Annotated in this window: 28 protein-coding genes; 10 read left to right on the top strand and 18 right to left on the bottom strand. The window is 67.5% G+C overall.

Going from position 1 to position 26,955, the window contains the following annotated elements:
• Positions 1-189: 189 nt before the first annotated feature.
• From BST28156_RS04475 to BST28156_RS04465, 3 genes are all read right to left on the bottom strand, one after another.
• On the bottom strand, positions 190-639 hold the full coding sequence (locus BST28156_RS04475; RefSeq protein ID WP_174901618.1) for an aconitase X swivel domain-containing protein: 450 nt from the start codon (positions 637-639) through the stop codon (positions 190-192).
• Positions 632-1,879, bottom strand: coding sequence for an aconitase X (locus BST28156_RS04470; protein ID WP_174901617.1), 1,248 nt, complete (start codon positions 1,877-1,879; stop codon positions 632-634). The genes BST28156_RS04475 and BST28156_RS04470 overlap by 8 nt, the downstream gene beginning before the upstream one ends.
• Positions 1,880-2,270: 391 nt before the next feature.
• Positions 2,271-2,699: a MarR family winged helix-turn-helix transcriptional regulator gene (locus BST28156_RS04465; protein ID WP_060245746.1), complete on the bottom strand. Its 429-nt coding sequence runs from the start codon at positions 2,697-2,699 to the stop codon at positions 2,271-2,273.
• Between the two features lie 73 nt (positions 2,700-2,772).
• On the opposite strand from BST28156_RS04465, the gene BST28156_RS04460 reads away from it, so the two are divergent.
• From BST28156_RS04460 to BST28156_RS04440, 5 genes are all read left to right on the top strand, one after another.
• Positions 2,773-3,693, top strand: coding sequence for a LysR family transcriptional regulator (locus BST28156_RS04460; RefSeq protein WP_174901616.1), 921 nt, complete (start codon positions 2,773-2,775; stop codon positions 3,691-3,693).
• A 108-nt stretch (positions 3,694-3,801) separates the two neighbouring features.
• Positions 3,802-4,233: a MarR family winged helix-turn-helix transcriptional regulator gene (locus tag BST28156_RS04455; RefSeq protein ID WP_174901615.1), complete on the top strand. Its 432-nt coding sequence runs from the start codon at positions 3,802-3,804 to the stop codon at positions 4,231-4,233.
• Between the two features lie 64 nt (positions 4,234-4,297).
• Entirely contained in the window at positions 4,298-5,389 is a 1,092-nt protein-coding gene (locus tag BST28156_RS04450) for an HlyD family secretion protein (protein WP_174901614.1), read from the top strand.
• A gap of 13 nt (positions 5,390-5,402) precedes the next feature.
• A complete protein-coding gene (locus BST28156_RS04445) occupies positions 5,403-6,977 on the top strand; it encodes a DHA2 family efflux MFS transporter permease subunit (RefSeq protein WP_174901613.1) in 1,575 nt (524 codons plus the stop codon).
• A 10-nt stretch (positions 6,978-6,987) separates the two neighbouring features.
• Positions 6,988-8,418, top strand: a complete 1,431-nt coding sequence (locus BST28156_RS04440) for an efflux transporter outer membrane subunit (protein ID WP_174901612.1) — start codon at positions 6,988-6,990, stop codon at positions 8,416-8,418.
• Between the two features lie 114 nt (positions 8,419-8,532).
• Here BST28156_RS04440 and BST28156_RS04435 read toward each other — a convergent pair whose 3' ends face one another.
• The 4 genes from BST28156_RS04435 to BST28156_RS04420 all read right to left on the bottom strand — a co-directional run bounded on the left by BST28156_RS04435 (position 8,533) and on the right by BST28156_RS04420 (position 11,379).
• Complete coding sequence (locus BST28156_RS04435; RefSeq protein WP_174901611.1) at positions 8,533-9,156, bottom strand: LysE family transporter; 624 nt, start codon at positions 9,154-9,156, stop codon at positions 8,533-8,535.
• Between the two features lie 120 nt (positions 9,157-9,276).
• On the bottom strand, positions 9,277-9,909 hold the full coding sequence (yfcF, locus tag BST28156_RS04430) for a glutathione transferase (protein ID WP_174901610.1): 633 nt from the start codon (positions 9,907-9,909) through the stop codon (positions 9,277-9,279).
• A gap of 130 nt (positions 9,910-10,039) precedes the next feature.
• Complete coding sequence (locus BST28156_RS04425; RefSeq protein ID WP_174901650.1) at positions 10,040-10,450, bottom strand: TIGR02594 family protein; 411 nt, start codon at positions 10,448-10,450, stop codon at positions 10,040-10,042.
• A 167-nt stretch (positions 10,451-10,617) separates the two neighbouring features.
• A complete protein-coding gene (locus BST28156_RS04420; protein ID WP_174901609.1) occupies positions 10,618-11,379 on the bottom strand; it encodes a hypothetical protein in 762 nt (253 codons plus the stop codon).
• 129 nt (positions 11,380-11,508) lie between these two features.
• On the opposite strand from BST28156_RS04420, the gene BST28156_RS04415 reads away from it, so the two are divergent.
• The 4 genes from BST28156_RS04415 to BST28156_RS04400 all read left to right on the top strand — a co-directional run bounded on the left by BST28156_RS04415 (position 11,509) and on the right by BST28156_RS04400 (position 14,434).
• Positions 11,509-11,916 (top strand): hypothetical protein, encoded by a 408-nt coding sequence (locus BST28156_RS04415; protein ID WP_174901608.1) that lies wholly within the window; start codon positions 11,509-11,511, stop codon positions 11,914-11,916.
• A 186-nt stretch (positions 11,917-12,102) separates the two neighbouring features.
• Positions 12,103-12,618 (top strand): DUF6630 family protein, encoded by a 516-nt coding sequence (locus BST28156_RS04410; protein ID WP_174901607.1) that lies wholly within the window; start codon positions 12,103-12,105, stop codon positions 12,616-12,618.
• Positions 12,619-12,766: 148 nt separating this feature from the next.
• Positions 12,767-13,675, top strand: a complete 909-nt coding sequence (locus BST28156_RS04405) for a LysR family transcriptional regulator (protein ID WP_174901606.1) — start codon at positions 12,767-12,769, stop codon at positions 13,673-13,675.
• Between the two features lie 126 nt (positions 13,676-13,801).
• Positions 13,802-14,434: a LysE family translocator gene (locus BST28156_RS04400; RefSeq protein ID WP_174901605.1), complete on the top strand. Its 633-nt coding sequence runs from the start codon at positions 13,802-13,804 to the stop codon at positions 14,432-14,434.
• 98 nt (positions 14,435-14,532) lie between these two features.
• Here BST28156_RS04400 and BST28156_RS04395 read toward each other — a convergent pair whose 3' ends face one another.
• The 5 genes from BST28156_RS04395 to BST28156_RS04375 all read right to left on the bottom strand — a co-directional run bounded on the left by BST28156_RS04395 (position 14,533) and on the right by BST28156_RS04375 (position 20,196).
• Complete coding sequence (locus BST28156_RS04395) at positions 14,533-16,395, bottom strand: methyl-accepting chemotaxis protein (RefSeq protein WP_174901604.1); 1,863 nt, start codon at positions 16,393-16,395, stop codon at positions 14,533-14,535.
• Positions 16,396-16,523: 128 nt separating this feature from the next.
• Positions 16,524-17,204 carry an OmpA/MotB family protein gene (locus tag BST28156_RS04390; RefSeq protein ID WP_174901603.1) on the bottom strand — a complete coding sequence of 227 codons (681 nt, stop codon included), beginning with the start codon at positions 17,202-17,204 and terminating at the stop codon, positions 16,524-16,526.
• Between the two features lie 63 nt (positions 17,205-17,267).
• Entirely contained in the window at positions 17,268-18,032 is a 765-nt protein-coding gene (locus BST28156_RS04385; protein WP_060245731.1) for a flagellar motor protein, read from the bottom strand.
• 8 nt (positions 18,033-18,040) lie between these two features.
• Positions 18,041-19,288 (bottom strand): Crp/Fnr family transcriptional regulator, encoded by a 1,248-nt coding sequence (locus BST28156_RS04380; RefSeq protein WP_060245730.1) that lies wholly within the window; start codon positions 19,286-19,288, stop codon positions 18,041-18,043.
• A 245-nt stretch (positions 19,289-19,533) separates the two neighbouring features.
• Entirely contained in the window at positions 19,534-20,196 is a 663-nt protein-coding gene (locus BST28156_RS04375) for a glutathione S-transferase family protein (protein ID WP_060245729.1), read from the bottom strand.
• Positions 20,197-20,483: 287 nt separating this feature from the next.
• On the opposite strand from BST28156_RS04375, the gene BST28156_RS04370 reads away from it, so the two are divergent.
• Positions 20,484-21,839 carry a polyhydroxyalkanoate depolymerase gene (locus BST28156_RS04370; RefSeq protein ID WP_174901602.1) on the top strand — a complete coding sequence of 452 codons (1,356 nt, stop codon included), beginning with the start codon at positions 20,484-20,486 and terminating at the stop codon, positions 21,837-21,839.
• Positions 21,840-21,878: 39 nt separating this feature from the next.
• Here the strand turns inward: BST28156_RS04370 and BST28156_RS04365 are convergent, their stop codons facing one another.
• From BST28156_RS04365 to BST28156_RS04340, 6 genes are all read right to left on the bottom strand, one after another.
• Positions 21,879-22,313: a cupin domain-containing protein gene (locus BST28156_RS04365; protein WP_060245727.1), complete on the bottom strand. Its 435-nt coding sequence runs from the start codon at positions 22,311-22,313 to the stop codon at positions 21,879-21,881.
• Positions 22,314-22,529: 216 nt separating this feature from the next.
• Positions 22,530-22,994: a DUF3761 domain-containing protein gene (locus BST28156_RS04360; RefSeq protein ID WP_174901601.1), complete on the bottom strand. Its 465-nt coding sequence runs from the start codon at positions 22,992-22,994 to the stop codon at positions 22,530-22,532.
• 40 nt (positions 22,995-23,034) lie between these two features.
• Positions 23,035-23,172: an HHHH-motif protein gene (locus BST28156_RS04355; protein ID WP_167361720.1), complete on the bottom strand. Its 138-nt coding sequence runs from the start codon at positions 23,170-23,172 to the stop codon at positions 23,035-23,037.
• Positions 23,173-23,390: 218 nt separating this feature from the next.
• Positions 23,391-24,377, bottom strand: a complete 987-nt coding sequence (locus BST28156_RS04350; RefSeq protein WP_174901600.1) for an ABC transporter permease — start codon at positions 24,375-24,377, stop codon at positions 23,391-23,393.
• A 1-nt stretch (position 24,378) separates the two neighbouring features.
• Positions 24,379-25,356, bottom strand: a complete 978-nt coding sequence (locus BST28156_RS04345) for an ABC transporter permease (protein ID WP_174901599.1) — start codon at positions 25,354-25,356, stop codon at positions 24,379-24,381.
• A gap of 33 nt (positions 25,357-25,389) precedes the next feature.
• Positions 25,390-26,946 carry a sugar ABC transporter ATP-binding protein gene (locus BST28156_RS04340; RefSeq protein WP_174901598.1) on the bottom strand — a complete coding sequence of 519 codons (1,557 nt, stop codon included), beginning with the start codon at positions 26,944-26,946 and terminating at the stop codon, positions 25,390-25,392.
• Between the last annotated feature and the right edge of the window lie 9 nt (positions 26,947-26,955).

Below are 26,955 nucleotides of genomic sequence, written 5' to 3'. Positions count from 1 at the left end.
CGCGCCATCGCGCCGGAATGCGCGTTCTGAGCCGGTTCGATGCCGACACCTCGCAAGTGCGCACGGGACGTGTCCTAATGAAACGCCGGCATCCGTTCGGTAATTGATACGCCATCCTAATTTTCAGAATGAAAACCAGGACGGCCGGACGTGCAGCGCGCCCGGCCGTCGGGATCGGCAGGTGCGTCGCTACAGGTAGATTCGCGCGCCGCCGATACCGTCTTCCGCTTCGATCCGGATCGGCCCCGATGCGGCGGCGATCGTGTCGTACACGGCTTCCGGCACGCACACGACCGGCACCGCGATTGCATAAAGCTCGGCCGCGACGATCGCTCCGATCGAGATGATCAGGTCGCGCTCCTTCAGGATGATCCCGACCGGCCCGGTGCCGTTGCGCACCGCTTCCGCGAGCACGCTGCTGCTCGAACTGGAGCCTTTCGCATGCGCCATCACCATGATCCGGCCCGCGAGGCTTGCGCCGGCCAGCGGATGGCCGCGATCGATGATCCGGCCGGCGGCCGAGTCGTAGCCGCCCCAGAAGCTCAGCGGCTTCTCGAGCACCACCGTTTGCGCAACCGCATGCCCCGCGACGAGCGTATCGCCCGACAGCACCGTGCCCTCGCCATTTGCTTCAGTCATCGAATCGCACCTTTCCTTCAAACGCCGACCGCACGCATTCGCTCATGCTGCCGTACGCGACCGTCACGCCGATATTCGCGGGCGCATACGACGCCCATTTGCCGGAATTGGTCATCACGAGCCCCGACAGTTGCTTCATCACGGGCGTGATGTACGTGCAGGTATCGACGACGATCTGGATGCCGCGCGCCGCGAAGCGGCTCGCGAGACCAAGTTCTTCGAGTTCCCACAGGATGAACCGGCTCGTATTCACGTAGAAATCGCACTTCGGCCGCCCTTCGAAACGGTCGAGCAGCGCATCGAGCGTGCGGAATTCGGCGAGCGAGAAATGCGGCGTGCCGAGCGCGACCGCGACGAGCGCATCGCCTTGCGCCCCGTGGTTCAGCGTGCGGCGAATCTCGACGAGATCCGCCATCGACACGTCGATCGTCTGGCGCGGCGCCTGCCCGTGCAGCGCCGCATCGAGCGTCGGCGCCTCGGGCGTCACGCCGACCGCGTGAAACAGCGCGACGGCCCCGCTCGACGCGGCCGCCGCGCCGAGCGCCTTCAGCTCGTCCTCGGTGGTATCCGCCGGCAGCCCGACGATCACCGGCACGATCGCGCCGGCGATCCTGCCCACCAGCAGGCCGAGCGCCGCGAAGTAGATGTCGCGCGTCGGCAGATGGCTGAAATCCGGCGCCGTGAAGACGATCTGCCCGGCGCGGTTCGCTTCGACATGCAGCCCCGCATAGGGCGCACGCCCCGTGATCGCGGCGGCGAGGTCGAGGAAGTCGCCGTAACGGCTGGTGCGCGCGCCGAGCACCGAATTCGCGAACACGATCGCGTTCGACTCGGCCCATGCGATCTGCTCGCCGCGCGCGGGCCGGTTCTTCAACTGGTAGGGCGCGCAGGTGAAGCTCGACTCGCAGCCGAGTTGCAGATGCGCGTCCATCAGGCGCTGCGCGTCGCGCTGGATCGTGCGGTCGCCGTGGTACAGCTCGGGATGGATCAGGTCGAGCGAGCCGACGTTCAGCGTGGTCGGCACCGCGACCCGCGCGCCGGTCGCGACGAAGTATTCGACGAAGTCGAGGCTCGTCTGGCCGTGATAAAGACAGCCGTCGATGTGCGCCGACGTGATGTCGATCAGGTGCGGCGCGGACATCACGTCCGCCGTGCGCGCGACGATCCGCATCGCCCGCGCGACGCCTTCGCCGAAATCCCCGCGCAACATCGCGTCGTCGCGGTCGCTCAACTGCAACATAAGTCGCTCCTGTCGGCGGCGCCCGGCGCGCCGGCCTGTGAAGTTCGTGGGGCGACTGTACAACTGGAAATAAAATATGTCCAGAAGACTATCCATCCGGACGACATTCAAACCAATTTGTCGGTGAGAGCGACCAATTTCCCGACACGAAGCAACCAAATCGGAAAAGTGGATGCGATTTTGCGCCAATCCGGCACACATCGGATCGTATTCGCCCCGTGTCCGGCAACGGACGCGCGCCGATGCGACGGAGGCGCCAGCGCCTGGAGAAACGGGGATCGACGGAAAACAGGCGTACGCCGGCGGCGAGCAGCCCCGCCGGACGGCTAACGATGAATCAGCGGCACCGCATCGTGCGCGGCCGCCGGCCCGCCGGTGCGACCGCCTTCCGTTACCGCTTGCCGGTCAGCTCGAACAGTTCTTCGCGCAACGCCTTCGCACGCCCCTTGCCGAACTGCGCCTCGAACTCGTCCTGCGCCGCCTGCCACGCGATCTTCGCCTGCGCGAACGTGCTCGCGCCGAGCGCGGTCAGACCGAGCGCATGCGCGCGCGCATCGTGTTCGGACGCGGCCGCCGCGACGAGCCCGTCGCGCTGCAGCGGCTTCAGCGCGCGCAGCAACGTCGTGCGATCCATCACGAGCGCCTCGGCCAGCTCGCTCATCAGCATGCCGGGCCGATGCGTCAGGTTCGCCATGATCGAGAACTGCGCGGGCGTGACGCCGACCGGGGCCAGATGGCGTTCGTACAGTTGCGTGACGAAGCGCGTCGCCTGGCGCAGCGCCAGGCAGTTGCACGCATGGGCAATCTGGATGTCGTTCATGATGCGCAATTTATATGTGCATATGCATAAAGTCAATGTACACTCCGCCGTAACGGCCGGCCAGGAGACGGACATGGACTATATCGACAAGCTGCGGATCTTCCGGTCGGTGGTGGAACTGCGCAGCTTCACGCGCGCCGCCGACATGCACGGCCTCGCCCGCCCGGTCGTGTCGCGCGCGGTCGCGGACCTCGAGGCACGCTTCGGCGGCCGGCTGCTGCACCGGACCACGCGCCAGGTGTCGCTGACCGAAACGGCCGAGCGCCTCTACGAACGCTGCGCGGCCGTGCTCGACGAACTCGACGCGCTCGAAGTCGAGGCGCAGACGCAGACGCGCGAACCCGAAGGGCTGCTGCGCCTGGTCGTGCACACGACGGCCGCGCTGAACCAGCTCGTGCCGCTGATCGCCGGCTTCAAGAGCGCGCACCCGAAGCTGCGCCTCGACGTGACGCTGACCGAGCGGCCCGTCGATCTCGTCGGCGAAGGCTACGACATCGGCATCGTCGTGCCGTACATGCTGACGAGCGAAACGACCGTGGTGCGGCTCATCGCGCGGATTCCGTTCGTGATCGTCGCGACGCCCGCGTATCTGCGCGCGCATCCGCGCCCGGCCACGCCGGCCGACCTCGCCGACCACCCGTTCGTGCCGCTGTCGCCGTCGCTGCGCCGGCCGGCGCTGTCGTTCCGCGTCGGCGGCGACACGCTGACCGTGCCGTTCCGCTTCGACATCTCGTCGAACAGCCCCGTGTTCAACCGCGAGATGGTGATGCACGATTTCGGCATCGGCGTCGTGCCGAAAACGCTCGTCAGCGCCGAACTCGCGTCGGGCGCACTGGTGCCGCTGCTCGAAGACGCCGAACTGCTCGACGCGTTCGTCGAGATCAAGCTCGCCTACGCGAACCGCGCGCTGCTGCCCGCCAAGGTCAAGGCGTTCATCGACTACACGACCCGCTACTGCGAGCACGAAAACTGGATCACGTCGATGGCGGCCTGACGCGCGGGTTCGCGCACGCCGGCCCGCGGTCGATTGGTACGGCCACGACACCAATCTGATCCCGCCTTGCACATCGCTTCGCGCCCGCGCGCCGCTTAACATGTGTACATGCACATAACGACCCTCACCGACGACGATTGCTTCGCGATCCGGCAGGCCGCCCGCCGGATCTCGCAGTTCTACGAACGCTACCTGTCGCAGGCAGGCGTCACGCCGTCGCAGTACAGCATTCTCGCGCTGCTGCGCGAACGGCCGGGATTGACGATGGCGACGTTGTCGGCCGTGCTGGTGATCGAGCGCACCGCGCTGCTGCGCGCGCTGCGGCCGCTGATCGGCGCGGCGCTGGTCGCCGGGCGAACCGAGCCGCACTGCCGCCGGCAGACCTTCGCGCTCACCGCGCAAGGCGAGACGAAGATCGCCGAAGCGCACGCGCACTGGCGCGACGCGCAGCAGGCGTTCGAGCGGCGCTTCGGGCCGCAGCAGGCGGCCCGCCTCAGAGACGAGTTGTTCCGGATCACGCACAACCTGCCGGAACGTTGACCCTTTCCGCGATCGACGCGGTAGCGCCGATCGCATCGGTAAGTGCATATACATAGGTGAATCGATGGATACGACCCAAGCTGCGGCTTCCCGCGAGGCAGCCACAATCGAACCGCCCGCGAAGCAGCGCCGTCGCGTGCCGTGGATGCGGATCGCGACGGGCGCCGTCGCCGTCGTGGTCGTGGCGGCCGCGCTCGACTGGCTGTTCGTACTGCGCTTTCAGGAGAGCACCGACGACGCCTACGTCGGCGGCGACGTGACGGTGCTCGCGCCGAAGGTCACCGGCTTCGTCGACAGGATCCTCGTGACCGACAACCAGCGCGTGAAGGCCGGCGACGTGCTCGTGCAGCTCGATGCGCGCGACTACGACGCGAAGCTCGCGCAGGCCGGCGCGGAAGTCGACAGTGCACGCGCCGCCGTCGCCGAGCTCGAAGCGAAGCAGCAGCTTCAATACGCGGTGATCGGCCAGCATGCGGCCGACAAGAACGCATCGTCGGCCGAGCTGACGCGCGCCGCGTCGGATCGCGTGCGCTACCGCGAGCTCGTGAAATCCGACGCGGTGTCGAACCAGATCGTCGAGCGCGCGGATGCCGACTACACGAAGGCCGATGCCGCCGTCGCGCGCAGCGACGCCGCGCTGCTCGCGTCGAAGCGCCAGCTCGACGTGCTCGGCGCGCAGCTCGCCGATGCGCGGGCACGCGTGAACACCGCGCTTGCCGCACAGCGCGTCGCCGCGCTCAACGTCGAGTACACGACGATCCGCTCGCCGGTCGACGGCTATGTCGGCAACCGCACCGGCCGCGTCGGGATGCTCGCGAACGTCGGCGTGCCGCTGCTGACGATCGTGCCCGCGACGGGGCTGTGGATCGACGCGAACTTCAAGGAGGACCAGCTGCGCAAGATGCGCGCCGGCGATCGCGTCGACGTGACGCTCGATGCGTCGGGCACGCCGCTGCACGGCCGCATCGACAGCCTCGCGCCCGCGACCGGCGCGACCTTCAGCGTGCTGCCGCCCGAGAACGCAACCGGCAACTTCACGAAGATCGTCCAGCGCGTACCGGTGCGCGTGCATCTCGATCCGCAGCCGGGCCTCGAGCCCGTGCTGCGCCCTGGGCTATCGGCGGTCGTGACCGTGCACACCGCGCACGCGCACTGAACGGGAGCCGACCATGACCACCGCTTTCACCGGCGACCCCGCGTCGCAACCGACCCGGCAGCGCATATTCGCGTTTGCGCTGATGTGCGTCGGCTTCTTCATGGCGACGCTCGACATCCAGATCGTCGCATCGTCGCTGCGCGACATCGGCGGCGGATTGTCCGCGAGCCAGGACGAGCTGTCGTGGGTGCAGACCGCGTACCTGATCGCCGAGATCATCGTGATCCCGATGTCGGGCTGGCTGTCGAAGGTGATGTCGACGCGCTGGCTGTTCGTCGCGTCGGCGGTCGGCTTCACGATCACGAGCATGCTGTGCGGCCTCGCGTGGGACATCGACTCGATGATCCTGTTTCGCGGGCTGCAGGGCGCGCTCGGCGCCGCGATGATCCCGACCGTGTTCACGACCGCGTTCGTGCTGTTCCCCGGCCGGCAGCGGCTGATCGCATCGACGACGATCGGCGCGCTCGCGTCGCTCGCGCCGGCGATCGGGCCCGTGATCGGCGGCTGGATCACCGATCAGTGGTCGTGGCACTGGCTGTTCTACCTGAACCTCGTGCCGGGCATTGCGGTGGCCGCGCTGGTGCCGCGCTACGTGCATATCGACGAGCCGAACGTCGGCCTGCTCAAGCGCGGCGACTATCTCGGCATCGCGCTGATGTCGGGCTTTCTCGGCTGCCTCGAATACGTGCTCGAGGAAGGCCCGCGCAAGAACTGGTTCAGCGATCACGTGATCGTCGGCTGCGCGTGGATCGCCGGCATCTGCGGCTTCCTGTTCGTCGTCCATGCGCTGACCGCGGACGAGCCGATCGTCGACCTGCGCGCGCTTGCCGTGCGCAACTTCGGGATCGGCAGCCTGCTGTCGTTCGTGACGGGCATCGGGATCTTCGTGACGGTGTTCCTGACGCCGCTGTTTCTCGCGCAGGTGCGCGCGTTCAGCTCGCTGCAGATCGGCATCGCGCTGCTGTCGGTCGGGGCGTTCCAGTTGATCGCGCTCTGCGCGTACGCGTTCGCGGCGCGCTACCTCAGCCTGCGCGCGCTGCTCGTGTTCGGGTTGATCTGCTTCGGCCTCGGCTGCTACCTGTACACGCCGATCACGCACGACTGGGGCTGGCGCGAACTGCTGCTGCCGCAGGCGCTGCGCGGCATCGGCCAGCAGTTCAGCGTGCCGCCGATCGTCACGATGGCGCTCGGCTCGCTGCCGCAGTCGCGGCTGAAATCGGCCAGCGGCCTGTTCAACCTGATGCGCAATCTCGGCGGTGCGATCGGCATCGCGGTCAGCGCGACGATGCTCAACGACCGGCTGAACTTCCACTATCTGCGCCTGAACGAGCACGTGAGCGCCGGCGAGCCGCAGATCGCGTCGCTGCTCGATCGCCAGGCCGCGTACTGGACGTCGGTCGCCGGCAATACGCTGAACACCGCACAGGCCGGACTCGCGAACCTGCACCGGCTGATCTATCGCGAAGCGTTGACGCTCACCTATGCGGACGCGTACTACGCACTGTCGCTGTGCTTCGTCGTCGCGCTGATCGCCGTCGTCTTCTCCCAACCCATTTCGCTGAACGCGCCGCCGCCCGACGCGCACTGAGGTCATCGTCATGAAAAAGCTACTCGTCGCGCTCGCCGTCAGCGCGTTCGCCGCCGGTTGCGCGGTGCAGCCCGCGCAGCATCCCGCGTTGCCCGATTCGGTCCGCACGCTTGCGCCGGCCGCGTGGGATACCGAGGTCCCGCGTGCGGACATCGACGCCGCCGCGTGGTGGGCGCAATTCCGCGATCCCGTGCTCGACCGCCTGATCGCGACCGTGCTCGACGACAATCTCGACCTGCAGGCGGCCGCCGAGCGCGTGAAGCAGGCGCAGGCGCTGACCGTGCAGAAGCGCGCGGTGCTGCTGCCCGAGCTCGACGCGACCGCGCATGCGTCCGACGCACGCCAGAACATTCCGCCGCCGCTCGGCTACGTGAAGCAGGCCGGCGCGGGCCTCGCACTGAGCTGGTCGCCCGACGTGTTCGGCGGCGAACGGCTCGACCTGCTGGCCGCACAGGCCGCGCTGGTCGGGCAGAAGCACGCGGAAGACGCGATGCGGCTCGCGCTCGCGGCCGACGCGGCTGCCGCGTATGTCGACCTGCGCTGGGCGCAGCAAGAACTGAAGATCCTGCAGGACAACGCGACGATCCGCCATCATGCGCTCGAACTCACGCGCAAGCGGCAGGCGTTCGGACTGTCGACGGAACTCGACGTCACGCGCGCACAGAATCAGCTCGATGCGCTCGAAGCGCGGATTCCGCCGACGCAGGCGCAGATCGCGCATCAGCTCAATCTGATTGCCGTGTATTCGGGGCGCACGCCCGAATCCGTCGATCGGCTCGTGCTCGCGCAGGCCGGCGATATTCCCGCGCCGCCGGCCGGCTCGCCGCAGACGCTGCCTTCTCAGGCGCTGCTGCGCCGCCCCGACGTGCTGGTCGCGTATGCGCAGGTCGAGCAGCGGGCGGCGCAGGTCGGCGCGGCGAAGGCCGAGCGTTATCCGAAGTTCTCGCTGAACCTGACGGACGGGATTCTCGCGGCGTCGTATCTCGGGCTGCCGACGCTGACCGACAATCTGTTCAGCGCGGCCTTGAGTGCGACGAGCCCGATTTTCAATGCCGGGCGGATCACCGCCGATATCGCGCAAAGCGAAAGCCGGATGCGCGAATCGGAACTCGGGTTGACTCAGACGATGCTGCAAGCATTGCGGGAGGTCGAAGATGCGCGCGCCAATCTCGTCAGTACGGACGAAGCGACTCGGCGGCTCGACAGCGCGCTGGCGGCTTCGGACAAGGCGCTCGGGCTCGCGAATCAGCTCTACAAGGGCGGTGCGACGGATTTTCTGGATGTGCTGTCCGCGCAGGAGGTGTATCTGCGCGACTCGGATTCGCTCAATCAGGTGAAGCGCGAGCATGCGCTCGCGGCGGTCGCGCTTTATCGGTCGCTGGGGGGCGGGTGGAGCAGGAATGACGCGGGAGAAGCAGCGGAAGCCGTGGCGAGGAATTGAGGATGCGATGCGTGCACCGGAAAGCCGTCGATTGCCCGGCTTTCCGGCGCCCGCTTCCCGTTGTGCCGGATGCAGGCCCGGGGCCGGGCGTGTGTGTCGACAGCCGGACCCGGCTTAACGATCCAGCGCCAGCTTCGCGCCGAGCCCGAGCAGGATCGCCCCCATCACCGCGTCGATCGGCTTGCGCAGTTTCGCGTAACCGACTTGCACGCGATTCGTCGAAAACAGCACGGCGACCGTGCAGAACCACGTCAGCGACACCGCGACGACGATCGCCAGCGTCGCGCCGTGCACCCATGCCGGCGCATGCGCGGGCAGCAGCGTGACGAACAGGCTGCCGAAGAATGCCGCGGCCTTCGGGTTCGTGAGTCCGACCAGCAATCCCTTGCGGTACGCATGCGCGCCGCCGCGCACGGCCGGCTGGCGCGCGGCTTCCGGCTGCTGCGCCGACTGACGCAGGCTCGACAGCGTCTTGATGCCGAGGTAGATCAGGTACACAGCGCCCGCGATGCGGATCGCCTCGTACAGCCACGCGAGCTTCGCGACGACCAGCCCGAGCCCGAAGATCGCCATCGCCGCCCAGACGGCATGCGACGACGCGATGCCCAGCGCGGCCAGCAGGCCGGCGCGGCGGTTGCCGAGCGCATGGGACGACACGGCGATCAGGTCGGGGCCGGGGCTGACGCAGGCCAGCAACATCACGCCGCCGACTGCGGCGAGTTGGGGAAGATAGCTCATGGCGGTTCGGGTGGTTTCGTGTGGGTGAACGGGAAGACCGGCCTACTCTAGCACGGCGGTTTTCGGCGCGCTCGGCGCGGCCGCGTCACGCGACCGTGCCACGCCGAGCGCTGCGTCGCGTCACAGCGGCGGCCGCTTCAGCTTGACCCAGCGCTGTACCGACGGCCGCTCCCATTGCGCGCGCGCATAGTCGGCCAGACGCTGCGGCACCCGATCGTCGTTCAGCACCAGACGGTTCAGCATCACAGCGAGATCGACGTCGGCGATGCTCCACTCGCCGAACAGGTTCGCCGCGCCCGGCGCGAGCAGTTTGTCGGCGGCCGCGAACAGCTTCTGCGCGGCGGCCTGTGCGAGGTTCGACAGCGGCTCGCTCGACGGGCCGTAGAACAGCACTTCGGTCGACCGTTCGGTGCGGATCAGCATCAGGTCGCTGCGCAGCCATGCCTGCACCTGCCGCGCCCGCGCGCGCTGGCGCGGATCGACCGGATAGAGCCGCACGCCGGGGAAAGTCTCGTCGAGATATTCGGTAATCGCCGACGACTCCGACAGCGCGAAATCGTCGTGCACGAGCGTCGGCACACGCTGCGTCAGCGACGTCGCCGCATAGTCCGGCGCGAAGTGCGCGCGGTTGCCGAGGTCGACGGTCACCAGTTCGTACGGCAGCGCCTTTTCCTCGAGCGCGACGAACACGGACATCGCGTAAGGGCTCGCGTATTGCGCGTCCGCGTAGAGACGAAGATTAACGGTTTGCACTGCAGGCTCCTGATGGATGCGGAGATCGAGTCGGCACGCGTGGCGCGCGCGGCTCCGAAGGGTCAAAACAGCTCGCGACAGTTTAGCAACGCGGTGGCGGGCCGTTGCGGCGAGTCGATGCGCGGCGGCGTTACCCGGCGTCGGGCCAGCGGTATCCGATCACCTCGTCCAGCGGATACGCCAGCTCGCGCACTTCTTCGAGCTGGTTGCCGCCGAACAGATGGACGTGCTCGTCGTCGTGATGCAGGTAGAAGCCGACATGGCCCTTCCAGCTCGCGGGATCGTCGCGCGTCAACACGGCGATGCAGCCGTAGACCGGCCTCTCCAGCGGCCTGCCCCATTCGAGCCAGGAGCGTGCGAGCGCGGAGCCCGTGCCGCGAATCCCGGCGCGCGTCATGCACCAGTTGACGAACGACGAGCACCACGAAATCTTGTCGTCGTAGCCGACCAGGTTCGTCTCATTGTTGTATTCGACGATGCGCGGGTTGATGCTGTCGGGCGGGTGGCGGCGGATGCCGAGTTCGGCCAGCGCGACGGGCATCCACGGGGGATGGGCTGAATTCGGATCGCGTTCGGGGTTCGATCGGGTCACGTCGGTCTCGGTCGGATGGATCGCCGTCAATCTTCGCATGAATGCGGCGACGCGGTTGCGGCGTTTTCCGGAATGCCGCCGAAACCGCGACGGCCGGCCCATGGCGATATGCGACGCTACTTCGCCCTGAAGCGCAACGTATAGCGTCGACTCGCCTGATCGTCCGACTTGCCCGCAACCTCGATGTTGGCAGCCATGCCGTTCATCTGAACCGTCACCGCACCGCCTTCCAGCACTTCGTCCGCGACATGCAGCGCGGTTCCGGCCGGAATCCTGAACTCGAGGTACTGGTGCCGCTCCAGTGCAAGCGAACTCACGCGTTCAGCCGAATTCGCAAAGTAGTTGTCGTCCGGGACATACATCCACGCGCCCGCCGGAATCCGCATGACGTCGACCTCGAACGTCGACGCGAGCACGCCCTCGCGAACACCGGGTTCGCCTTGCGGACTCCGATAGACCGTTATCTTGCGATCCTCGGCGAGATCGTAGCCGGCGATGCGCTGCCGCTTCGCCGACACGCAGGTGAATCGACCGGACTCGTCGATATCGAACGCGCCCTTCGCGCAGCGGACGCCGAACGTGGACCATTCGTGCGGCAACGTGCCGGAGATCGTCCCCACGTGCGTGGCGTCCGTATCGATCGCTTCGATGTGGCTTCCGGTCGGCAAAACGACGTCGCCCGCACGAAAATCCGACGCCAGCGTGCACACGACTTTCTTTTGATAGTCGCGACTGACCTGCCCGGCGCGATGAGAGAACGCGCCGGGCGCGCAAGCGATGCCTTCGAAGCTTGCCGGCCGGGCCAGCGTTCCTTCCGTGAGATAAGTGCCCTTACCGACGGAGGCATCGATCGAGTCGGACGCGAAGTCGCCGCTCACGGCGGCGCCCCACAGCGGCGTGTTCGGCGGGACGGTGCCGCCCGTTACCGCATGCGGCCAGTCGGGGCTCTGCACGACGGTCGACCCTGCCGGGAACGTTGCGCCATCGAAGACGGCAGGCCGCGTCAGATGGTGCGTGTACCACGCGACACTGGCCCGTTCGTAAAGCTGCTCGATCGCGGCGTTGCCGGCGAGCATGACGGCTTCGATGCCCGCGATGACGATGAAGCCGACCAGGCTGCGCTTCCAGAGCCGGTTCGCGCGAATGGTCCGACCGAGGCCGAGCAACGCCACGACGACGACCAGGCCGATTGTCGCGACGAGTGCCAGAAACATCGCAATGGCAAAGCCCGAGATTCCATAGAGCATCAACGCTGGAGTTCCTTTTATCCGGCAGCAAAGTGTGTGTCGAAACGTCGGGAAGAAGCGCGCGGCCGCATTATCGCGACGAGTTTAACCGCAGACGACCCGAAGCGGCCGATCCGCGCGCAGTCCCCCGCGACAGTCGGTTTTGATGTCGAATCGATATCGCTCTAAACTGGGTGCGCCGTGACTGTTGGGTCAACGCCGTCTTGCGTTGCGCTCGTACACACGGTCGACCACCAGACGAACAAACAGGAAAATCTCATGGTCCGTCTTTTCAGGCGCTGGTTCGGTAACAGCAAGGCAGTCGACGCGAACAACCCGCCGGAACCGGCCGAGCCATCGATTTCCGATGCCGAGATGCTGCGCGACTACTTCTCGCCGTCGCCACAGGCCTTGTCGGCCCTCGCCGATCTCGTGGAAATCATCGTCAAGCCGCTCGACGCAGCCGCACGCGAGCGCCTCGTCGCGTATGTACACCACGCGGAGCCAGGCGAGGACGCGTCGTCGATACTCGACTGGGTGCTCACGCGCGATGTCAGCACGACGCCGGAAGTCATCGACACTTCCGACTGGTGCCTGTGCATCTCGGTCGACTGGCGCGCGTCGTATGACATCGAATGGCAGGCAAACCAGATGCTGGATACGCTGGGCGTCGCGGAGCGCTGGACCTGGCGCGCCGACGGCGACGTTCCCGCCGGATTGAGCGTGCTGGGTCGATGGCTGCACGACAAGGGTTATGTGCTGCTGCACCTCGACACCGGCTCCGATGAATACACGGCGTTCGCCGTCAGGCATGAGGACCTCGATCGGGTACTCGCGCTTGCGAAGGCCGCCGGCGCCGATATCTCGACGGACATCGAGTTTCGGTCATAACGCGCCAGCACTCGCGCGTCAACCGCACGCACATCGCATCCCTCGCCCCGGTTTCGACCGCGTCCTGCATCCTCGCACCCCTTCAATATAATTCATGACATGCCGCCGTTTCATGCGCGGTTCACATGCATCGACAGAAGGGACGCCAATGACGCTCGCCCAGTTGCAGGCGCTCGCCGCCGTGGTCGAACTCGGCTCGCTGACGGCCGCTGCCGATCGGCTCAACCGCAGCCAGTCCGCGATCAGTCACGCGCTAACCGAACTGGAGGACCTCACGGGGGTCAAGCTGCTCGCGCGCGACCGTCAGCCCGTCGTACTGACGGCGGCCGGCGAACGCCTATGGCCGTACGTGCGCAACGTGGTGCGCGAAGCGCAGACGCTGCGCCAGCAGTTCAGCCTGTCGCGCGGCAAGCTCGAAGGCCGGCTGGTGGTCGCGTCGCTGCCGAGCGTGTCGCTCGCGTTCGTCGCACCCGCGCTCGAGGCGCTGAAGCAGATGCATCCGGGCGTGTCGGCAGTGCTGCTCGAAGGCACCGACGCGGAAGTCGAAGGATGGATCGAGGACGGCACCGCCGATATCGGCGTGGTGGCGGGCAGCAACACCTTCGCGAACCGTTTGCCGCTGCTCGACGAGGACTTCGTCGCGGTCGCGGCGGCCGGCAGCTTCGACGATCGCAAGAGCGTGTCGGCAAGACACCTGTCCGCGCAGCCGTTCATTTTCTCGAAGGCCGGTTGCGGGCCCGTGATCGCGGATTACTTTGCGCGCGGCGGCGTGCCGCTGCGGGCCGCCTTCAACGTGGTCGAGATGCGCACGATCCTGTCGATGGCCGAGGCCGGCATGGGCGTGTCGATCGTGCCGCGCATCACGCTCACCTACACGCCGTTCGCCGGCCGCGTGCTGACGCTGTCGCCAAAGCTGCAGCGTTCGGTGCGGCTGGCGTGGAACAGGACCGGCAACGCGGTCACCGACGAATTCGTCAGGCTCGTCGCTGAACAACGCGCGAAAGCCGGCACGGCGCGCGGAAAACGAACCTCGAAGCGGGCATCAAAAGAAAAGTAGCGGGCCGCCGTCCGATGAACGGCGCTCATGCGTGGCTTGCAGATTATTCATGCCGGATGCGCCTGATATGCAATACATTGCACGGAGCCTGTCGACCCGACTTTCCCGCCCCCGAAGGAGACCCCCGTGCCGCCGATGTCCACCCTGCTCGCTTTCGGACTCGTGTCGCTCGGCATGGTCCTGACGCCCGGGCCCAACATGATCTACCTGATCTCGCGGTCGATCTGCCAGGGCCGACGCGCGGGCCTGCTGTCGCTCGGCGGCGTTGCGCTCGGCTTCGTGTTCTACATGTTTTGCGCGGCATTCGGGATCACCGCACTCGTGCTGACCGTGCCGTACGCGTACGACGCGTTGCGCGTTGCCGGCGCGCTGTATCTCGCCTATCTCGCGTGGCAGGCGCTCAAGCCGGGCGGACGCTCGGCGTTCCAGGTCCGGCAGTTGCCGCACGACAGCCGCCGGAAACTGTTCACGATGGGCTTCGTCACGAACCTCGCGAATCCGAAGATCGCGGTGATGTATCTGTCGCTGCTGCCGCAGTTCATTTCACCGGGACATGGCAGCGTCCTCGCGCAATCGCTCGCGCTCGGCTGCGTGCAAATCGCGGTGAGCGTCAGCGTCAATGCGCTGATCGCGAGCATGGCCGGCTCCATCGCGGGATTTCTCGCGCGTCGGCCGGGCTGGGCCCTGGTGCAGCGCTGGCTGATGGGCACGGTGCTGGCCGGGCTCGCGGTACGCATCGCGCTGGAATCGCGCCGGTAGAAGGCGTTCTCTTTCCCACGCCGTGATGTAAAACGGCCGCCGTGATCCCACAACGGCCGCTCTCCGGAAACGCGCGACTTCAAGCCGTCACGCACCCCTCATTCATCCACCTTGAACGCCGCAACCAGCGTCGTCAATTCCGCCGCCTGCTGCCGCAAGCTCTCCGCGGCCGCCGCGCTTTCCTCGACCAGCGCCGCATTCTGCTGCGTCATCTGATCGAGCGACTGCACCGCATCGCCTATCTGGTCGATGCCGGCGCTCTGCTCCAGGCTCGCCTCGGCGATCTCGCGCATCATCGCGCTGACGCCCTGCACCTGCGACACCACATCGCTCATCACCGCCCCCGCCTCGGCGACGAGCCGCGACCCGACGTTCACCGTCCCCGCGCTGTGCTCGATCAGCGCCTTGATCTCCTTGGCCGCCTGCGCACTGCGCTGCGCCAGGTTCCGCACTTCCGACGCGACCACCGCGAACCCGCGGCCCTGCTCGCCGGCCCGCGCGGCCTCGACCGCCGCGTTCAGCGCGAGGATGTTCGTCTGGAACGAAATGCTGTCGATCATCACGATGATCTCGGAGATCCGCTGCGATGCGTTGCTGATCTGCTCCATCGTGCTCACGACTTCGCCCACCACCTGCCCGCCGCGCGCGGCCGCATCCGATGCGCCATTGATCATCGTCGCCGCGGTCGTGGCCGTCTCCGTGTTGTTTCTGACGACGGCCGTAATCTCTTCCATCGACGAAGCGGTTCGTTCGAGATTGCTCGACTGCCCTTCGGTCCGCGCGCTGAGATCCGCGTTGCCCGACGCGATCTGCGCGGACCCGGTCGCAATCGACGCCGAAGCCGCACGGATCCGGTGCACGAGCGTCGACAGCGACGACACGAAGCGGTTGAACGCGTCCGACAACTGGCCGATCTCGTCCCCGCCCTCGACGGTCATCCGGCGCGTCAGGTCGCCGTGCCCGCTCGCGATCTCCGACAGCAGCGTCGCCGCGCGCCGGATCGGCGCGGCGATCGCCCGCCCGACGAACCAGATCACCGCCAGCGCGACCCCGAGACCGACCACGGCCGCCACCAGCGCCGCACCATGGATCGCACGCGTCACCGGCCCGAGCAGTTCGTCTTGCGGCACCTCGACGACCACGTACGCATTCAGCTCCGGCACGAACGACGTCGCGATGAAGCGCGCGCCGCCTTCACCGTCGTAGCTCATATACGCATACGGCTTGCCGCTCAGCAGCACCGACGACGCATCGTCCGGCAAGCCCGGCCGATCCTTCATGAAATGCTTGCCGTCGATCAGCGACGTATCGCGATGCATCATGATCGCGCCGTCCGGACGCACCAGATACGCGAAGCCGGTGTCGCCGATCCGGTACGCGGCGATCCCCTTCGCGAGCGCATCGACGGACAGGCTCATGCACGCCGCGCCGATCGGCACGCCGTCGAGTTCGACGCGGCTGTTGATGAACATCATGTAGCCGCCGACCGTCACTTCGTGATCCATGTGCACTTCGTACGGCATGCCCGACGACAGGAAACGCGTGAGCCACTGATCCTGGTCGGTGACCTTGCGCTGCAATCCGGCTTCGTTGTAGTAGTTGCCGCTCTTCACCGACACCCACTGCACGGACGCGGCCTTCTGCTCGTCCTTCACGTTGCGCGCGAGTTGAATCCAGTTGCGCGCGCCGGCGTCGGGTTCGCCGTCGGCTTCCCACTGCAGCAGGAACGCATCGCGCGCCAGGATGCGCGATGCGGCGATCGGCCCGGCAAGCTGGCGCTGCACGTCCGCGCGAATGCCGTTGACGGCCGTCGGCAATTCCTCGTGGACGACGCGCTCGCGCACCGCGTTGCCGATCAGGCGGACGCTCAATCCGCTCGAAATCGCGACAAACACGAGCAGACAGCTCGTCATGCTGAGAATCAGCTTGTTCTGAATGGAAAGCTTGCGCCAGAAATGCATGGAGAACCCTCGGTAACCGCTCGTTCGAGCCAGTTCGGGTTATCGGCACGCGATGCGCGGAACATCATTGCTGATTCTTGATATTCGTCATATCAAATTCGATATGTCGTTGACGGCGCACTGCGTCGTCAATACGCGACGAAGATCGTCACGCGGCGATTGCGTGCGCGCGACGCCGCATCGTCGCCCGCGACCAACGGCTGCGTATCGGCCCGCCCGACTGCCGCGAGCCGGTGCGGCGCGACGCCCCGCTCGGCCAGATAACGGACGACGCTGCCCGCACGCGCCGACGACAGCTCCCAGTTCGATTCGTATTTCGCGTTCGCGATCGGCACGCGGTCCGTATGCCCTTCGACGAGAATGTCGCCGGTCGCATGCGCGCCCAGCGCCTGCGCGATCCGGTCCAGCACTGGTGCCGACTCCGGCAGCAGGCGGGCGTCGCCGACGTTGAACAGGATCTTCGCGTCGATGCCGATCTCGACGCCGTGCTGCACCTTCACGAGCGAAATCCCGCCGTGCGTCTTCAGCGAATCGAGCAGCGCCAGCCAGGCCGGCGTGCGCGCGGGCACGACGGCCTCGGCCGCGCTCGCCGGACTGCCGCCGCTTCGCTCCAGCGTCCGATAGCGCGCGTCGAGCGCGTCGTATTTCGCGAGCTGCAGCACGTACAGCGCGAGAAACAGCACCATCAGCGTCGTGACCAGATCCGCGTACGAAATCAGCCAGCGCCCCGCCTGCGCGCCTTCGGCGTCCTCGTCGTCGCGATCGGCGGATCCCGCGCCCGCCCGTGTGCCGTCAGTGCGAGCGTTCATCGCGAAACTCCGCGTGGATCACCGCCGCTGCCGTTTTGGGCGAACCGAAATTGCACGCGCCGCTCATGCGAGCGACTCCGACGCGCGGCCGCGCACGTCGCCGGTCAGCCGCGTCTCGATCGTATGCGGCGACTCCTTGCGCGAAATCGCCAGCAGGCCGTCGAGATACAGCTTGCGAAACCGCAGTTCGCTGTCGAGCTGCGCACGCAGTTTTCCGTAGAGCGGCAGGAACACCAGATTCGCGAGCGCGAGACCATAGAGCGTCGCGACGAACGCGACCGCAATGCCGGGCCCGAGCTGCGCGGGTTCGAGAATATGGCTCGTCACCTGCACCAGCCCGAGCACCGAGCCGAGAATGCCGAAGGTCGGCGCATAGCCGCCGGCCTGCTGCCATACGCGCGCGGCGGCCAGATGGCTGCGCTCGTACGCGTCGAGCTCGCGCTGCAACGCGTCCTCGATCACGGCGGTCGACATGCCGTTCGCCAGCAACTCGATGCCGCGCCGCGCGAACGGATGAATGCCGCTGACATCCATCGACTCGAACGCGAGCAGCCCGTCGAGCTTCGCGCGATCGCCCCATTCGAGCAGCGCCGACAGATGCGTGCGATCGACCTCGGCCGCCCGCACGAACGCGAGCCGCAACTGCTTCACCGCATCGAAAAAGCGCGCCCACGTGTTCTGGATCATCACCGCGCCGAGCGTGCCGCCCAGCACGATCACGAACGCTTCGAGCTGGAACAGCGTCGCCAGGTGGCCGCCTTCGAGCGTGAAGCCGAACACGATGGCCGCGCCACCGAGCACCACGCCGGCCAGGGTCAACAGATCCATGGCGCGCGTCAGACGTCGGACTCGGACGGCACGGACGACGCCGCGCCCGCGGTCGGCGCCTTGGCCGCCCGCACCGCATCGAGCAGGCGCTGCTCGATCTCGTCCACCTCGGCCGGATCGAGCTTGAGGTCGCGGCGCATCACCCACGACACCTCGTTGCGCCGCACCTCGGTCATCACGGAGAACAGCCGGTCCGCCACCGCGCGGTCGTCGACGCTCGCGATCAGCTTCGCGAGATCGTAGGTATCGAACGCGGCGACGACATCGAACAGCGTGCGCGCGTCGATCCACGCGAGATCCGCGAGCGAACGGATGTCGCCTGCACGCCGCGCGTTGCGCCGGGAAAAATACGCGACACCCTTCTGCTCGACATAACCGAGCACCTTCGACTTGCGGAACGCGAACAGTTCGTCGGCGATCTCGCCATGCGACAGCTTGTTGAGCAGCAGCTTCCGGTCGACGCCGATCAGCGATTCGAGATCGGCCAGTTCGATCAGCTCCAGTTCGCTGTTGATCGACAGGTCGAACTCGCGATCCGCGACCTGCTGCGCGCGATCGACGATGCGCGCGGCATCGAACGCGACGACCTGACGCGCGTCGGCGGACGCGGCGTGCTCGAGCGCGCCGCCGGCCGGGTCGGCCTGCGCGGCTTCGATCGTGACGAGATTGAGCTTTTCCATGCGTCGCAGCATCGCCATCACGTGCGGGCGCGAATGACCGGCGATCGCGCGGCATTTGCGGATCACGTCGGCGAGCGGCACCGCGGCCGTCTCCGCATGCGCGTGCAGCGGGCGGCGGCTCCATGCGTCGCCCGCTTCGCGCACGTTGCCGGACGCCATCAGCGCGAGCACGTGCGCGTACGACAGCACGCCCGGCATGAAGTCGGCGTGCGTGTAGGTCGCAAGCTGGTCGTCCCTGCGCTTCACGCGGCGGATCGTCGTGCGCACGATATGGCGCAGCAGCGCGGACACGCGCTCGATCTCGTCGTCGAGCAGGCTGGCCGGCACGACCGTCAGCTGGCAGAACGACAGCGCCTTCGCGGTATGCGCGCGCGGCTCGGCCGCAAGCAGCGCGGATTCGCCGAAGAACTCGCCGCGACCGAGCGTCGCGAGCACGACCCGCTTGTCGTCGCAGCGCGTCGACAGTTCGACCTTGCCGTCGGCGATCAGGAAGATGACGGCTTCTCCGGCGAAGCCCTCGGCGTAAATGATCTCGCCGGGCGCGGCCGTACGCGTCCACGATTGCTGACGATTCAAGTTGATTCCCCTGCTGCGCTGATTGCCGTCGACCGCGTCGCATGTTCGAAGCATGGATCGGCGGTCGTCCCCGTGACCCGTTTACGTCATCGCGGCCGCGGTTCTTTAGGGAAATCACACTCGCTTCGTCGTGAAATCGATGTCAAACGTTTGCGAGCGATACAGTCGCGCGAAACAAATTTCATTCGCCGCAGCGTCGACGCAAAATCGAAAGCCGCTCGTCAGCTGCGTCGCACCCGCGCCGTTCAGAACTCCATGTCGAGCTCGTCGATATCCTCGTGCTCGGCCTTCGCGCCTTCGATCCATTCGGCGACGAACGGCTGCGCGAGGATGCGCATGCAGTAGTCGGCGATCTCCGGTTCGAGCTTCACGTCGTAGGTCAGGAAGCGCGTGACGACCGGCGCATACATCGCATCGGCGATGCCGATCTCCGCGCCGAACAGCCAGGGTCCGCCGTACGCGGCGAGACATTCCCGCCAGATCGTCACGATCCGCTCGATGTCGTGCTGCGCGCGCGACCAGATCCGGAAGCCGGGAAAATGCGCGCGCAGGTTCATCGGCAACGCGGAGCGCAGCGCACTGAAACCCGAATGCATTTCGCCGCAGATCGAACGGCAATGCGCGCGCGCATGCCGATCCGCGGGCAGCAGTCGCGCCTGCGGCCGGATCTCGTTCAGGTATTCGGCGATCGCGAGCGTGTCCCACACCTGGTTGCCGTCGTGCGTGAGGCACGGTACGAGAATCGACGGCGACAGCAGCAGCAGCTCGGCGCGCGACGCCGCATCGATCGGCACGCTCACCGTCTCGAACGCGAGCCCGCTCAGCTTCGCGAGCAGCCAGCCTCGCATCGACCACGACGAGTAGTTGCGGCTGCTGATCGTCAGCGTCGTCTGTCCGGTGGATTCCATGTCGCTCCCCTGCTGGATGCCGTGCGTGCCCGCGCACCGAAACGGAGGTCGGGCGGCTCGACCGCACCATGCCGGTGCGACGCATTCGCCGAACTGGCGCAGCTCCGCACGCTGTCGCCGCATGCGCGATCGGCACAATCGGCGCGCGCTCGCTGCGCGCGGCGCCCGCGCTGCCGCGCACCATCCGCGCCGCCGTGTTGCCCAATCGCGTGCAACGCGCGTGCCAGCCGCGCACTTGGCACACGGCTTGCCTCGTTCTCTACAACGCAGCGCTACGAGCGACGGTCATGAACCTGCTTGCCTACCCGTTCTATCAATGGTCTGCAGAATGCCTGCGCCCGGCGCGCGCATGGGCGGCCTGCACGCGCGCGACGCTGTCGCAGTGGCCGCCGGCGGCGGCGACGCCGTCGGGCCGCATGCTCGATGCGCTGTGCGAACTGCTCGAATGCTGCGCGTTCTCGCATCGGCGGCCGCCGTTCGGCATCGAGTCGATCGTCGTCGGCGGCGCCGCCGTGCCGATCGTCGAGGAAGCGGCAGCCGTCACGCCGTTCGGCACGCTGCTGCATTTCCGCAAGGCGCGGCCGGTCGCGCGCCAGCCGCGCGTGCTGATCGTCGCGCCGATGTCGGGACACTTCGCGACGCTGCTGCGCGGCACGGTGCACACGATGCTCGCCGACCACGACGTATACATCACCGACTGGCACAACCCGCGCGACATCCCGCTGACGGCCGGGCGTTTCGGCTTCGACGAATACGTCGCGCACGTCATCGACTTCATCCGCCACGTCGGGCCCGATGCGCACGTGCTCGCGATCTGCCAGCCGACGGTCGCGGCGCTCGCGGCGGTCGCGCTGATGGCGGCCGGCGGCGATCCGGCGCAGCCCGCGAGCCTGACGCTGATGGCGGGCCCGATCGACTGCCGCGTGAATCCGACCAAGGTCAACGCGCTCGCGACGAGCCGCCCGATCGAATGGTTCGCGAAGCATCTGATCAGCGTCGTGCCGACCGGCTTCGTCGGCGCGCAGCGGTGTGTCTACCCGGGATTCGTGCAGGTCGGCGCGTTCATGTCGATGAACCCGGACCGGCACGCGGCCTCGTTCGCCGACCTGTATTACGAGCGCGCGAAAGGCGATCCTGCCAAGGCCGATACGCTGCGGCACTTCTACGACGAATACTTCGCGACGGCCGACCTGACCGCGGAGTTCTATCTGGAAACGGTCGAGAAGGTGTTTCAGCAATATGCGCTCGCGCGCGGCGAGCTGACGGTCGGCGGCACGCTCGTCGAGCCGGCGGCGATTCATCGCACCGCGCTGCTGACGATCGAAGGCGAAAAGGACGACATCTGCGCGGTCGGCCAGACCGTGGCCGCGCAGGAGCTGTGCTCGGGATTGCCGCCGTATCTGAAGACCCATCACGTTCAGACGGGCGCCGGCCACTACGGCGTGTTCAACGGCAGCCGCTGGGAATCGCAGATCTATCCGATCGTGCGCGCGACGATCCACGACAACGAGCCGTACGATCGCACGGCCGATGCGGCGGGCCACACGAACGGCATCCACTACGTGACGCTGCGCGCGCTGCTGGACGCGCAGCCGGCGAGCAGCGCGGCCACGGCGAACGTCGTCTCGCCGCAGCCTCACTGAACGCGCATCGCGCCACGCCGGACGGGCGGCCCCGCGCCGCTACGCGCCCGCTTCCCCCCAGGGCGTCGGCGCCGGCACCGCACACGGGCCGTCGACGTCGATCGACTTGAAGTCGGCGGGCCCGACGATCTCCAGATACTCCATGTCCGGCGAGTAGTCGAACAGGTAGTGGACGATCCCCGGCGCCTGATGCACGCAGTCGCCGGCGGCAACCAGCGTCTCCTGCTCGCCGTACATGAAGCGCGCCCAGCCCTTCAGCATGATCACGATATGGAACTCTGCCTCGTGACGATGCCAGCCGGTGCCCGCCTCCGGTGCATGGTTTGCCCTGACAAGCTGCGCGACGACCTTGCCGTTCGTCGCGGCCGCGATGCCGAGATCGCGATACAGAAAGAAGTCGCGCAGGCCCTCGCCCTGAAACGCCGTGTCCTGCGGCTTCACATGGGAAAAACGGGTGGTGGTCGGCGTGCTCATCGCGGCGCTCCTTGATCGACAGGATCCCCGTGACAAGCATTTCGCGTTCCAGTTTGCACACCGGCACGCCGGCCGTGCAAGCGAAGCGCCCGCCGTCTCGGCAAGGTCGACGCCGCGACGCGGTGCGTCGCTTGGGCCGACCCGCCGCGGCGGCGGGCGCAAGGCTGCCCGACAGCCGTCAGGCAACGCGCGCGGGCTGGGCCCCGCGCATCCGGCTTACGAGCAGGCCTTGCCGTGCGACGGATGGAAGCCCTTCGCTTTCGCATCCGCTTCCGACATGTAGCTGCCGTGCTTGGTCTTGCCGTAGTACTTGTCGGTCGGGCAGTGATAGACCTTCGTGCTGTCGTTGACCCACACCTTGCCTGCACCGCCGCCTGCTGCCGCCGTCGTCGCAGGGGCGCTCTTCGCGGGCGCGACGCCCGAAGCAGCGGGTGCGGAAGCCGCGGTTGCCGGCGCCATCGCGGTCGGCGCGCTCGCAGCCGCGGCTGCCGATGCGCCGTACCAGGCCTTCACGCCCTTGTGACCCGCGCACGCCCCCTTCTTCGACGCACCCGAGTAGAACGACCCGTCCTTGCACAGGCCGGTCGTGCCTGCCGGCGCGCTGGCCGGAACCTGTGCGAACGCACCGATCGACATACCCATGCCGGCGACGAGCGCGGCGATCAACATCGTCTTGTTCATGTGTGCTCCCTGTCAGTGGAATTGCCCGGGCTCGGGACGATCAGCGCACCCAGCGGCACACGCGATGGTGGTGATGGTCGAAATGGCACACGCGGTGCGAATGCGCTTCGGCAAGCGTCGGTGCTAGGACTGCACAGGCGACGGCCGCAGCCGTCAGGATCTTTGCGATGCGGGTCATGACATTCTCCTGGGTAGGCCAGCCGGCCGTCCGGCTGTTACGTCCTTAACGCCGGCCGACGACGACCCGTGCACCGCGCCTGCACTGAATTGACGATTCTTGACGTCACCGACAACGAGCTTTCCAAACTTTCAATCCGGAAACAATGTGGAAGTCGAATGACCCGCCGTTGAATGATTCTGCTTGTGTTGCCGGGACGAGCGGAACGAAGCGCCCGCTCACCGCCTGCGCCGCCTGCCCGTCAGCAGCGTCTGCGCGATGACCGCCAGCAGCAGGAACGCGCCGCTCGCGAGGTTCTGATAGTACGGGCTCAGCGTCCCGACCTGATTGATCACGTTCTCGATCACGCCGAGCAGCAGCACGCCCGCGAGCGGGCCGAACAGCGTGCCGACACCGCCCGTCAGCAGCACGCCGCCGATCACCGCCGCGGCGATCGACTGCAGTTCATAGCTGTTGCCGGCTCCCGGCAGCCCCGAATCGAGCCGCGATGCGAGCAGCGCGCCGGACAATCCGGCCAGCGCCCCGCTCAATCCATACGTGACGACTTTGAGCGCCTCGACGTTCACGCCGAGCATCCGCGCGGCCTCCTCGTTGCCGCCGATCGCGAACACGCCCGCGCCATAGCGCGTGTGATTCAGCACGAACGCGGCAACGAGATACGCGATGCCGACGATCCACACGAGATTGCCGATGCCCAGCACCGAGCCGTTCGCGATCGTCGAGAAGAAACCCGGATCGGCGATCAGCATGTCCTGGCTAGCGAGCACGAGCGACAGTCCCTTCAACCCGAGCAGCGCGGCGAGCGTGACGATGAACGGCGCCATCCGCGCCCGCGCGATCAGCCAGCCGTTCAGCAGGCCGATCGTGAGCCCGACGAACACCGGTGCAAGCAGTGCAGCACCCCATCCGTACGGCGCCGCATACGCGGCGATCACCGTCCCGAGTCCGACGAGCGAGCCGACCGACAGGTCGAACCCGCCGAGCACGATCACGAAGCTCTGCCCGATCGTGATCAGCGCGACGAACGCGGCCGCCGCGACGATGTCGAGCAGGTTCGGCATGCTCAGGAAATGCGGAAACACGCGGCCGGCGATCAGGCACACGATCACGAGGATCGCGATGGCGCCGCGCGCCTGCACGAGCCGGATCAAGCGCGCGCGGCCCGGATCGGGCGACGACTGTGCGGAGAGCGGCGTACTCGACATGTCACGCTCCCGAACGCTGCAGATACAACGCGCCGAGAATGAACGCGGCCTTGAGGATCTGCGCGTACGTATAGCTGATGTTGTTCATGATGAAGCTGGCGTCGAGCAGTTGCAGCAGCAGCACGCCGAACACGGTGCCGACGATCGACACGCGGCCGCCCGACAGCGGCGTGCCGCCGATCACCGATGCGGCGATCGCGTCGAGTTCGAAGTTCACGCCGACGTAGTTCGGATCGCCCGCGCCGAGACGCGCGGTGGCGAACAGGCCGGCGAGCCCCGCGAGCGCGCCGCTCGCCGCATACACCGCGAGCAGCGTGCGCCGCACGGGCACGCCGGCGAGATGCGCGGCGTCGCGGCTCGCGCCGACGAGGATCGTATGGCGCCCGAACGTCGTGTTGCGCACGACGAAGAACACGATGGCCGCACACGCGAGCGCGATCAGCATCACGACCGGCAGCCCCGCAAGCGTGCCGATCCCGATGAAGTCGAATGCGTCGGACGGCGGCAGGCTCACGCGCGAGCCGCCGAGCAGCGCCTGCGCAAGCCCGCGTGCCGCGACGAGCAGCGCGAGCCCGGAAATCAGCGGATCGATGTCGAGCCGCGCGACGAGCGCGCCGTTGAACAGCCCGACCGCGAGCCCGATCGCGACGGCCGCGGCGAACGCGGCACCCGTTCCGTACGGCAGGCACACGGCGATCATCGCGCTCGCCAGCGCCATCACCGAGCCGACCGACAAGTCGATCCCGCGCGTCGCGATCGCGAGGTTCTGCCCGAGCGCGATCAGCACGATCGGCGCCGCCTGGAACAGCAGGCTGCGCGCGGCGAGCGGATTCGAGAAGCCGGGCGTGACGATCAGGTTGAAGACGGCAAGCGCGACGAACGCGAGATACACGCTGTGATCGCGCGCCAGCGCGAAAAGCAAGCGGCGCGACAGGCGGCGCGGCGCGTCCGGTTCGCTGATCAGGTTGGCAAGATTCACGCGGTCCTCGTGGTCGGGTCGATGGGCGGTGCGCTAGCTCTGGTTCGCCAGCAGCGCGGTCACGTCGTCGGGGCTCGCGCCGCGCGTCGGCATTTCGCCGCTGGTCGCGCCTTCGTGCAGGATCACGAGCCGGTCGGCCAGTTCCAGCAGTTCCTCCATCTCCGACGAGGTCGCGACCACCGCGAGCCCCGCGTCGGCCAGCCGCTTCACGAGGTCGTGCACTTCCGCCTTCGCGCCGACGTCGATGCCGCGCGTCGGATCGTCGAGCAGCAGCACCGAAGGCTCGGTCGACAGGCAGCGTGCGATCAGCGCCTTCTGCTGGTTGCCGCCGGACAGCGTCGATATCGGCGCGCCCGCGTTTGGCGTCTTGATGCCGAGCTCGCGGATGTAGCGCTCGACGAGCGCCTCCTGCTTGCGCACCGAGATGAAGCCGAAGCGGGCGATGCGCGGCAGCACGCACACGACGATGTTCTCGCGCACCGACAGCTTCGAGAAAATGCCTTCCGAGCGGCGATCCTCCGACAGGAACGCGAGCCCCGCGCGGATCGCGCGCGACGGGTCCGCGCCGGCAAGCACGCGGCCGCCCACGCGCACCGCGCCGCCGTCCGGCTGCTGCGCGCCGAACACGGCCTTGAAGGTTTCCGTGCGGCCCGAGCCGAGCAGGCCGGCCAGCCCGACGATTTCCTTCGGCGCGACGCTGAACGACACGTCGCGCAGCCGCGTGCCCCAGCGCAGGCGCTCGACCGCGAGCGCCGGCTGCCGCATCGCGTCGGCGGCGGCCGCCGGCGCCGGTTCGCGCACGCCGTGCGCGCCGACCTCGCGGCCCAGCATCGCGGCGATCAGCGCCCGGCGCGGCAGCCGGTCGGGCGTATCGCTGCGCACCACCGCGCCGTCGCGCAGCACGGTAAGCCGGTCGCACATCCGGTAGCACTCCGACAGCCGATGGCTCACCAGCACGATCGCGATGCCCGCCGCGCGCAACTGGTCGACGACGCCGAACAGCACCTCCGCTTCCGCGCCGCTCAGCGCGGACGTCGGCTCGTCGAGAATCAGCACGCGCGCACCGAGCGACACGCCGCGCGCGATCGACACCATCTGCTGCTGGCCGAGACCGAGCGCGCCGACCTTGTCCGCCGGATCGACCGAGAGCCCGTAGCGCTCGACGATCTCGCGCGTGCGCGCGCGCATCTCGCGCCGGTCGATCCATGGGCCGAAGCGGCGCGGCTCGTGGCCGAGGAAGATGTTCTCGGCCACGCTGCGCTCGGGAATCAGGTTGATTTCCTGGTAGACCGCGCAGATGCCGGCGCGCTGCGCGGCGCGCGGGCTGTCGAACGACACCGGCGCGCCGTCGACACGAATCTCGCCCGCGTCGGGCTGGTGAAAGCCGGTCAGGATCTTGATCAGCGTCGACTTGCCTGCGCCGTTCTCGCCCATCAGCCCGTGCACCTCGCCGGCGCGCAGCGACAGCGACACGCCGGCGAGCGCGCGCACGACGCCGAACGTCTTGCCGACGCCGCGCGTCTCGAGCACGACGGGCAAGGCTGCGCCGCCATCGGCGGCATCGGGGGCGGCGGGAAGCTGGGGGTCCATCGCGCGTCG

Source organism: Burkholderia pseudomultivorans (genome assembly GCF_902499075.1).
In the GTDB taxonomy this organism is placed as follows: domain Bacteria; phylum Pseudomonadota; class Gammaproteobacteria; order Burkholderiales; family Burkholderiaceae; genus Burkholderia; species Burkholderia pseudomultivorans.
Note: the sequence above shows the minus strand (reverse complement) of the source record. Positions and strands in the feature narration are given on the sequence as shown.

What these genes read in the sequence shown, in the direction of transcription:
- BST28156_RS04475 (WP_174901618.1), bottom strand. Translation starts at nt 639, where the DNA reads ATGACTGAAGCAAATGGCGAGGGCACGGTGCTGTCGGGCGATACGCTC.
- BST28156_RS04470 (WP_174901617.1), bottom strand. Translation starts at nt 1,879, where the DNA reads ATGTTGCAGTTGAGCGACCGCGACGACGCGATGTTGCGCGGGGATTTC.
- BST28156_RS04465 (WP_060245746.1), bottom strand. Translation starts at nt 2,699, where the DNA reads ATGAACGACATCCAGATTGCCCATGCGTGCAACTGCCTGGCGCTGCGC.
- BST28156_RS04460 (WP_174901616.1), top strand. Translation starts at nt 2,773, where the DNA reads ATGGACTATATCGACAAGCTGCGGATCTTCCGGTCGGTGGTGGAACTG.
- BST28156_RS04455 (WP_174901615.1), top strand. Translation starts at nt 3,802, where the DNA reads ATGCACATAACGACCCTCACCGACGACGATTGCTTCGCGATCCGGCAG.
- BST28156_RS04450 (WP_174901614.1), top strand. Translation starts at nt 4,298, where the DNA reads ATGGATACGACCCAAGCTGCGGCTTCCCGCGAGGCAGCCACAATCGAA.
- BST28156_RS04445 (WP_174901613.1), top strand. Translation starts at nt 5,403, where the DNA reads ATGACCACCGCTTTCACCGGCGACCCCGCGTCGCAACCGACCCGGCAG.
- BST28156_RS04440 (WP_174901612.1), top strand. Translation starts at nt 6,988, where the DNA reads ATGAAAAAGCTACTCGTCGCGCTCGCCGTCAGCGCGTTCGCCGCCGGT.
- BST28156_RS04435 (WP_174901611.1), bottom strand. Translation starts at nt 9,156, where the DNA reads ATGAGCTATCTTCCCCAACTCGCCGCAGTCGGCGGCGTGATGTTGCTG.
- BST28156_RS04425 (WP_174901650.1), bottom strand. Translation starts at nt 10,450, where the DNA reads ATGCCCGTCGCGCTGGCCGAACTCGGCATCCGCCGCCACCCGCCCGAC.
- BST28156_RS04415 (WP_174901608.1), top strand. Translation starts at nt 11,509, where the DNA reads ATGGTGCGTGTACCACGCGACACTGGCCCGTTCGTAAAGCTGCTCGAT.
- BST28156_RS04410 (WP_174901607.1), top strand. Translation starts at nt 12,103, where the DNA reads ATGCTGCGCGACTACTTCTCGCCGTCGCCACAGGCCTTGTCGGCCCTC.
- BST28156_RS04405 (WP_174901606.1), top strand. Translation starts at nt 12,767, where the DNA reads ATGACGCTCGCCCAGTTGCAGGCGCTCGCCGCCGTGGTCGAACTCGGC.
- BST28156_RS04395 (WP_174901604.1), bottom strand. Translation starts at nt 16,395, where the DNA reads ATGCATTTCTGGCGCAAGCTTTCCATTCAGAACAAGCTGATTCTCAGC.
- BST28156_RS04390 (WP_174901603.1), bottom strand. Translation starts at nt 17,204, where the DNA reads ATGAACGCTCGCACTGACGGCACACGGGCGGGCGCGGGATCCGCCGAT.
- BST28156_RS04385 (WP_060245731.1), bottom strand. Translation starts at nt 18,032, where the DNA reads ATGGATCTGTTGACCCTGGCCGGCGTGGTGCTCGGTGGCGCGGCCATC.
- BST28156_RS04375 (WP_060245729.1), bottom strand. Translation starts at nt 20,196, where the DNA reads ATGGAATCCACCGGACAGACGACGCTGACGATCAGCAGCCGCAACTAC.
- BST28156_RS04370 (WP_174901602.1), top strand. Translation starts at nt 20,484, where the DNA reads ATGAACCTGCTTGCCTACCCGTTCTATCAATGGTCTGCAGAATGCCTG.
- BST28156_RS04365 (WP_060245727.1), bottom strand. Translation starts at nt 22,313, where the DNA reads ATGAGCACGCCGACCACCACCCGTTTTTCCCATGTGAAGCCGCAGGAC.
- BST28156_RS04360 (WP_174901601.1), bottom strand. Translation starts at nt 22,994, where the DNA reads ATGAACAAGACGATGTTGATCGCCGCGCTCGTCGCCGGCATGGGTATG.
- BST28156_RS04355 (WP_167361720.1), bottom strand. Translation starts at nt 23,172, where the DNA reads ATGACCCGCATCGCAAAGATCCTGACGGCTGCGGCCGTCGCCTGTGCA.
- BST28156_RS04350 (WP_174901600.1), bottom strand. Translation starts at nt 24,377, where the DNA reads ATGTCGAGTACGCCGCTCTCCGCACAGTCGTCGCCCGATCCGGGCCGC.
- BST28156_RS04340 (WP_174901598.1), bottom strand. Translation starts at nt 26,946, where the DNA reads ATGGACCCCCAGCTTCCCGCCGCCCCCGATGCCGCCGATGGCGGCGCA.